Annotated in this window: 6 protein-coding genes; all 6 read left to right on the top strand. The window is 72.3% G+C overall.

The features are described 5' to 3' along the window. Positions 1 to 319: 319 nt before the first annotated feature. The gene (locus SACPADRAFT_RS0207125) at positions 320 to 1,003 is read left to right on the top strand and encodes an IclR family transcriptional regulator (RefSeq protein WP_007025640.1); all 684 of its coding nucleotides are present in this window, start codon (positions 320 to 322) and stop codon (positions 1,001 to 1,003) included. Positions 1,004 to 1,255: 252 nt separating this feature from the next. Continuing rightward, positions 1,256 to 3,532, top strand: coding sequence for a cytochrome P450/oxidoreductase (locus SACPADRAFT_RS0207120; RefSeq protein ID WP_007025641.1), 2,277 nt, complete (start codon positions 1,256 to 1,258; stop codon positions 3,530 to 3,532). A 117-nt stretch (positions 3,533 to 3,649) separates the two neighbouring features. Then, positions 3,650 to 4,993: an MFS transporter gene (locus SACPADRAFT_RS0207115; protein WP_007025642.1), complete on the top strand. Its 1,344-nt coding sequence runs from the start codon at positions 3,650 to 3,652 to the stop codon at positions 4,991 to 4,993. 46 nt (positions 4,994 to 5,039) lie between these two features. After that, positions 5,040 to 5,798, top strand: coding sequence for an alpha/beta fold hydrolase (locus SACPADRAFT_RS0207110; RefSeq protein WP_007025643.1), 759 nt, complete (start codon positions 5,040 to 5,042; stop codon positions 5,796 to 5,798). 244 nt (positions 5,799 to 6,042) lie between these two features. After that, entirely contained in the window at positions 6,043 to 6,912 is an 870-nt protein-coding gene (locus SACPADRAFT_RS0207105) for a DMT family transporter (protein ID WP_007025644.1), read from the top strand. Beyond that, positions 6,909 to 7,685: glycosyltransferase (locus SACPADRAFT_RS26070; protein ID WP_007025645.1), on the top strand; the 777-nt coding region annotated here is incomplete at its 3' end. The genes SACPADRAFT_RS0207105 and SACPADRAFT_RS26070, both read left to right, overlap by 4 nt.

Here is a 7,685-nt window from a genome sequence, read left to right as displayed (position 1 = left end):
TCCCGTCCCGGCCGTCGCGACGGCCAGCGTGCCGCCCGCCCGCAGGACCCGGCGACGACTCAACCCGGCACCGGGCGCACCGGACGCCTCGCCCCCGTCGGAGGTCCCGCCCCCGGACGGGGGTGTGACAGTGTGTCGTTGTCTGTCCACAGCACGGAAGAATGCCGCGCCCGGCGCACGGTGTCACCTACCTCCAGGTAACCATTCGGCGACGTTCCGCCGTCCCCGGCGTCCCCGTCGTGGGCGGCCACCGCACCGCGCCACGACCTCCGCCAGTAGGCTCGGGGGCGGACGACGATCTCGGGACGGACGGAGGCCGATGAGCACGCTGCAGACCCTGGACCGCGGGCTGCGTGCGCTCGAGGTCGTCTCGCAGCATCCGGACGGCATCTCGGTTCCCGAGCTCGCCGCCGAACTCGACGTGCACCGCGCCATCTGCTACCGCATCGTGTCCACGTTGGAGGAACACCTGCTCGTGTCCCGCACCGAGCAGGGACGCATCCGGCTCGGTGCGGGCGCGGCCGTGCTGGGCGCGCGGTTCGAACCCCGCCTCGCCGAGGAGGCGCGGCCGATTCTGCACGGGCTGGCCAACGACCTGCGCGCGACGGCGTTCGTCTCCGCCGCCGAGGGCGCCGAGTGCGTGGCGATCATGGTGGCCGAACCGGAGGACACGGTGCTGACCGTCGGCTACCGGGTCGGCAGCAGGCATCCGCTCACCCGGGGCGCGGCGGGGGTCGCGATCCTGGCGGCCCGGCCGGAACGTCCGGACGACCCGGAACCGGTGCGCGAGGCACGCCGGCTCGGCTACAGCCTCACCCGGGGCGAACTCCAGCGCGGCGCGGTCGGCCTGGCCACCGCGGTGCACGCCACCGACCACACGGCCGGCGCCGGCGCGGTCGAGTACAGCGTCGGCGTCGTGGCCATGGACGGCCTGGACACCGCCACCGCCGCCGACGCCGTCCGCACCGCCGCCCACGACCTCACCCACCTCCTCACCCCCTGACCCACCCAGCCCCCGCTCCCCGAGTGGGTGTGCCGTGAAGGGCACTTTCCCTGCGTTGAGTGCAGTGAATGTGCCCCTCACCGCGTCCGGGGCAGGGAATGTGCCCCTCACGGCAACCTCCGCGCCCGCAGGGCCGACGGCGGCACCGGGTCTTGACGTGGGTTACCGGGGTACTTAGCCTCTGCGCAGTTCGCTTATCGCTACATGGTGTGCGATATCGGTAAATGAGCAGCTCACGGAGGCAGCGTGGCCATGAGCACAGGGGCGTGTCCGTTCAGTGACCGGGCGGCGGCGTTCGACCCGTTCGGCGACGAGTACCAGGCCGACCCGCCGGAGGCGGTGCGGTGGTCCCGGGACGAGGAGCCCGTCTTCTACAGTCCCGTCCTCGGCTACTGGGTGGTGACGCGCTACGACGACGTGAAGGCCGTCTTCCGGGACAACCTCACGTTCTCGCCGTCGATCGCCCTGGAGAAGATCACCCCGGTCTGCGACGAGGCGACGGCCGTGCTGGAGAAGTACGACTACGCCATGCACCGGACGCTGGTGAACGAGGACGAACCGGCGCACATGCCCCGCAGGCGGGCCCTGCTCGACCCGTTCACGCCGCAACACCTCGTCGACCACGAACCGATGGTGCGCCGCCTGACCCGCGCCTACGTCGACGGCTTCGTCGACACCGGCGAGGTCGACCTCGTCGACGGGATGCTGTGGGAGGTCCCGCTCACCGTCGCGCTGCACTTCCTCGGGGTGCCCGAGGAGGACATGGACACCCTGCGCCGGTACTCCATCGCGCACACGGTGAACACCTGGGGCCGCCCCTCCCCCGACGAGCAGGTCGCCGTCGCGGAGTCGGTGGGCCGGTTCTGGCAGTACGCGGGCGAGGTCGTCGACAAGCTCAAACGCGACCCCTCCGGCCCGGGATGGATGCCCTACAGCATCCGGCTGCAGCGCGAGATGCCGGACATCATCACCGACTCCTACCTGCACTCGATGATGATGGCCGGGATCGTCGCCGCCCACGAGACCACGGCCAACGCCGCCGCCAACGCGATCAAGCTGCTGCTGCAGAACCGCGCGGTGTGGGACGAACTCTGCGCCGACCCCGGCCTCATCCCGAACGCGGTCGAGGAGTGCCTGCGCCACTCCGGTTCGGTGGCCGCCTGGCGTCGACTGGCCACACGGGACACCACCGTGGGCGGTGTGCCGATCCCGGCCGGAGCGAAACTGCTCATCGTGAACTCGTCGGCCAACCGCGACGAACGGCACTTCGACGACCCCGACACGGTCGACATCCGCCGGGAGAACACCACCGACCACCTCACCTTCGGCTACGGCAGCCACCAGTGCCTGGGCAAGAACCTCGCCCGCATGGAACTCCAGGTCTTCCTGCAGGAGCTCACCCGCAGGCTCCCGCACCTGGAGCTGGTTCCGGACCAGCGGTTCACCTACGTGCCGAACACCTCCTTCCGCGGGCCGGAACACCTGTGGGTGCGGTGGGACCCGGCGGCCAATCCGGAACGCCGGGACCCGGCCGTCCGCGACGTCGACCCGCCGGTGACCATCGGCGAACCCGCCACCCGCGCCCCGGCCCGCACGGTCACCGTCACCGACCTCACCCGCGAGGCCGACGGCGTCGTGGGCGTGACCCTCGCCGACGCCACCGGCGCACCACTGCCGTCCTGGTCCCCCGGCGCGCACGTCGACCTCGACCTCGGCGACACCACCCGCCAGTACTCGCTGTGCGGGGACCCGGGCGACACCACGCACTACCGCATCGCCGTGCTGCGTGAACCGGACAGCCGGGGCGGGTCCCGATTCGTCCACGAACGACTCCGCCCGGGCGACACCCTCACGATGCGCGGGCCACGCAACCACTTCCGCCTCGACCCGGACGCCCGGCGCTACGTCTTCGTCGCGGGCGGCATCGGCATCACCCCGATCGCGGCGATGGCCGACCACGCCCGCGCCCGGGGCGTCGACTACGAGATCCACTACTGCGGTCGGGACGAGGCGGGGATGGCGCTGCTCGACCGGCTGCGCGCCGACCACGGCGACCGCCTGCACGCGCACGTCTCGTCCGCGGGCGACCGGCTCGACGTCGACGCGCTGCTGGCCCGGCCGGACGACGACACCCGGATCTACGCGTGCGGCCCGCAACGGCTGCTGGACGCCCTGGACTCCGCCACCCGCCACTGGCCCGACGACGCCCTGCACGTCGAACACTTCACCACCACGCGGCAGGCGCTCGACCCGTCCGTGGAGCACGAGTTCCACGTCACACTCGCCGACTCCGACCTGACGGTGCGGGTCCCCGCCGACCGGACCGTGCTCGAGACGCTGCGCGCGGCCAACATCGACGTGCCCAGCGACTGCGAGGAGGGCCTGTGCGGCACCTGCGAGGTGCCGGTCCTCGACGGCGACGTCGACCACCGGGACGTGGTCCTCACCCGGTCCGAACGCGCCGAGGGCGGCCGCATGATGGCGTGCTGCTCCCGCGCCCGCGGAGGGCGGCTCACCCTCGGCCTCTGACCCCGGAGCGCACCGCCCGATCCGACCGGGCCCGCGAGGACGCGGCCCCGGCGGCGGCACCGTGCTCCGGTCCGTTCAATTCCCAGGTTCCCCCGACCCAGGAAAGGCATCCCGACAATGGCGTCACCCGTCGAGCAGAAGGCCGCGCAGGCCGCACCGTCGGATTCCCCGCCCGCCCGCGGCTTCCGGCGTGTCCTGGCAGGCAGCATGGCCGGAGCCGTGCTGGAGTGGTACGACTTCGCCATCTACGGCATCCTCGCCGCGACCGTGCTCGGCCCCCTGTTCTTCCCCGGCGAGGGCGAGATCATGAAACTGCTGATGGCCCTGGCGACCCAGGGGATCGGCTTCGTCGCCCGCCCCCTCGGCGGGATCGTGTTCGGCCACCTCGGCGACAAGTTCGGCCGCAAACCCATGCTGGTCACGACCTTCCTGCTACTGGGACTGTCCACGGCCGCCATCGGACTGCTGCCCACCTACGGGCAGATCGGCATCACCGCCACCGTCCTGCTCGTGCTGCTGCGGCTGACGCAGGGCTTCGCGCTCGGCGGCGAGTTCGGCGCCGCGGTGCTCATGGTCAGCGAGTACGGCGAGCGGCGGCGGCGCGGCTTCTGGGCCTCGTGGCCACAGGCGGGTGCCCCGATGGGCACCGTGCTCGCCACCTCCGTGGTCAGCGTGATCACCCTGTTCGTCTCCGACGCGGCCTTCGACGCGTGGGGCTGGCGGCTCGCGTTCCTCGTCGCGCTCCCGCTGCTGGTGATCGGCTTCTGGCTGCGCCGCAGCGTCGAGGAGTCCCCGGTGTTCCAGGCGGCGCAGGCCCGGCAGGAGACGAAGGCCGTCACCACCCGCAAGCGCTCCAGCATCCTCGACGCGCTGTCCAACCCCCGTCAGGTGCTGCACGGCCTCGGCGTGCGGCTCGGCGAGAACATCGCCTTCTACATCTACACCGTCTTCGTGATCGCCTACGCGACCACGTCGTTCGGCTACGACCGCGGGGACGTCGTGCTGGCGGTGACGTTCGCGTCGCTGTTCCAGTTCGTCGGGATGCTCGGCGGCGGGCGGATCTCCGACAGCGTCGGCCGCAAGCCGGCGCTGATCGTGCCATCGGTGATCCTCGTGGTGTGGGCGCCGCTGTTCTTCTGGCTCGTCCAGTTCGAGAGCCTGCCGCTGCTGTGGCTCGGGGTGTGCGTCGGCGCGTTCTTCCACGGCGTGCTCGCCGGCACCGAGGCCGCGTGGATCACCGAACTGTTCCCCACCCGTCACCGGTTCGCGGGCTCGTCGTTGGTGTTCCAGGGCTCCTCGATCATCGCGGGCGCCCCCGCTCCGTTCATCGCCGTGTGGCTGATCGACCGGTTCGGCGTCGCCAGCGTGATCGCCTACCTGGTCGTCACGATGGCCATCACGGTCTTCGCCGCGGCGACCAGCCGGGAGAGCAGGAACAGCGATCTCGACGCGATCGAGTGAGATCCCCGGCACCGCGCCGAACGACAACGGAGTTGGAGGACGCGACGTGGCTCATCCCTACGACAGCATCGGCACCGGCGACCATCCCGTGCTCGTGGTACACGGCTGGTTCGGCTCGGCCGGCGCCTGGCGGCCCGTGCTCGACCACCTGGACACCGGCACGTTCCGCTACCTGTTCCTCGACCTGCGCGGGTACGGGCGCCGCCGGGACGAGCCGGGCGAGCACACACTCGCCGAGGCGGCGGCCGACGTGCTCGCCGTGGCGGACGAGGCCGGTCTCGACCGGTTCTCCCTCGTCGGCCACTCGATGGGCGGCGCGGTCGTCCAGCGGGTGCTCGCCGACGCCCCCGAACGGGTGCGGTCGGTGGTGGGGATCTCCCCCGTCCCGGCGAGCGGGGTGCCGTTCGACGACGAGGGCTGGCAGCTGTTCGCCGGCGCGGCCACCGACCCGGCCAACCGGCGTGCCATCATCGACCTGACCACCGGAAACCGGTTGACCGGGGTGTGGCTGGACGCGATGGTGCGGCACTCCCTGGAGAACGCGACCGAGCAGGCCGTCGCCGACTACCTGCGCGCGTGGTCGGGCACCGACTTCCACACCGAGGTCGAGGGCAGCACGGTGCCGGTGAAGGTGCTCGTCGGCGAGCACGACCCGGCGCTCGGCGAGGACACCATGCGGCAGACGGTCACCCGGTGGTACCCGAACTGCGACCTCGAGGTACTCGGCAACTGCGGCCACTACGCCATGGACGAGACACCGGTGGCCCTGGTCACCGCGATGGAACGGTTCCTGAGCACCGTCTGACCCCCCGTCCCGGCGACCCACGGGCCCGGGCTCCCGCGGCCCCCACCACGGCGGCCCCGGCCGGTGACACGGTCCCGGGGCGGCACCGACCTCCGTCGGCGTCGCCCCGGGACCGCTCGGCCGTGCCCGGAAAGCGTGATGGGCCTGCGACACCGGGTGACGATCTCTACCCTGGACAGCGGTGTCGACCGACACCGGACAGGTCAGGGTGCCGTGTGGGCGGGGAGAGGCTGGAGCTGAGGAGATGGTGCTCGCCCTCGCGATCGCGCTGGCCGTGGTCGGGGCGCTGTTCATCGCCGTGGGATCGGCCCTGCAGGAACGCGTCGTCGTGCACACCCGGCTCTCCGGCGGGCAGATCCGGTTCCTGCTGCGGCTGCTGTCGGAGTCCCGGTGGCTGTGGGGCGGGGTGCTCGCCGGGATCGGGGTGGTGCTGCACGTCATCGCGCTGAGCCACGGTCCGGTGAGCATCATCCAGCCCGTCGGCACCGCCGGACTGCTCTTCGCCGTGGTCACCAAGGCGCTGCTGGACCGGCGGCCGGTCACCACCCGCGAGCTGGTCGGTTGCGGGGCGATCATCGCCGGGCTGGCCGGGCTGCTGAGCGCCCTGCCGCACGCCCCGAAGGACTATCAACTTCCGGACGGGACCGCGCTGCTGCTCGGCCTCGCCGCACTCGCGGCCACCGGCTTCGTCGTCCTGGTGTCCTGGTGGGTGACCACCGGCAGTGCCAAGGCGGTCGCGCTGGCGCTGGCCGCGGGCGGCGCGTTCGGCGTCGGCTCCGCGTTGATCGGCCTGATCGGCCACCGCACGGTGCAGGACCCGGCCGCCGTGCTCGACTGGCCGACGCTGGTCGTGGTGCCCATCCTGGTCCTCGGGGGCCTGTCCCAACAGCACGCGTACCGGATGCGGCGGTTCGCGCTGGTCTTCGCCCTGCTGGAGGTCAGCGACCCGGTGACGGCCTCGGCCGTCGGGGTGCTCGTGCTCGGGGAGCCGATGCCGGACACCGTCGCCAAGGCGGCCCAGATGGGGGTCGCCGCCTTCGTGATCGTCCTGGGGGTGGTGGTGCTGGCCCACTCGTACACCGCCCTCACGTCCGCGGAGAAGGACGCGCCATGAGAATCCTGATCTCCACCGACACCTACCCGCCCGACGTGAGCGGGAGTTCGTTCTTCGCCCACACCCTCGCGGTGGGTCTCGCCGAGCGCGGCCACGACGTGCACGTGGTCTGCGCCTCCGACGAGGGTCCGCGCCGGGACGTGCGGGAGGACGGGGTGCTGCTGCACCGGCTGCGGTCGGTGCCCCTGGTGATCCACCCGGAGGTGCGGTTCGTTCCCCCACCGGGGGTGCCCGCACAGCTGCGCCGCCTGGTGCCGGAGATCGCCCCGGACGTCCTGCACACCCAGGACCACTTCACCATCGGCCGCGCCGCCGTGCGGGCCGCGCGCCGGCAGGACCTCCCGGTGGTGGCCACGCACCACTTCATGCCGGACAACCTCCTGCCGTACCTGCCGCGCCGGGTGCACGCCCCGATCGCCCGGCTGGCGTGGACGGACTGTCTGCGCGTGTACGACCACGTCGACCACGTGACGGCGCCGACCCGCACGGCCGCGGAGCTGGTCACCGGGCGGGGGTTCGACCGGGTGGTGGAACCGGTCTCGTGCGGCGTCGACACCGACCGGTTCCGCCCACCGGACGGGCCCCGGGGGCCGCTGCGCAAGGAACTCGGGTGGCCGGACCTGCCCACGGTGGTGTTCGTCGGCAGGTTGGACGCGGAGAAGCGGCTCGACGAGCTGATCCGCGCGTGGCCGGCCGTGGCGCGGCACGTCGACGCCCAGCTCGTCCTGGTCGGCACCGGCACGCGGCGCGGCGAGCTGGAGCGGCTGGCCGGG

Source organism: Saccharomonospora iraqiensis subsp. paurometabolica YIM 90007, assembly GCF_000231035.2.
In the GTDB taxonomy this organism is placed as follows: domain Bacteria; phylum Actinomycetota; class Actinomycetes; order Mycobacteriales; family Pseudonocardiaceae; genus Saccharomonospora; species Saccharomonospora paurometabolica.
The sequence above is the reverse complement of the archived record's forward strand: the minus strand, read 5'-3'. Positions and strand labels throughout refer to the sequence as shown.

Bases quoted from the DNA above. Each gene is read 5' to 3' on its own strand.
- SACPADRAFT_RS0207125 (WP_007025640.1), top strand. From the start codon at position 320: ATGAGCACGCTGCAGACCCTGGACCGCGGGCTGCGTGCGCTCGAGGTC.
- SACPADRAFT_RS0207120 (WP_007025641.1), top strand. From the start codon at position 1,256: ATGAGCACAGGGGCGTGTCCGTTCAGTGACCGGGCGGCGGCGTTCGAC.
- SACPADRAFT_RS0207115 (WP_007025642.1), top strand. From the start codon at position 3,650: ATGGCGTCACCCGTCGAGCAGAAGGCCGCGCAGGCCGCACCGTCGGAT.
- SACPADRAFT_RS0207105 (WP_007025644.1), top strand. From the start codon at position 6,043: ATGGTGCTCGCCCTCGCGATCGCGCTGGCCGTGGTCGGGGCGCTGTTC.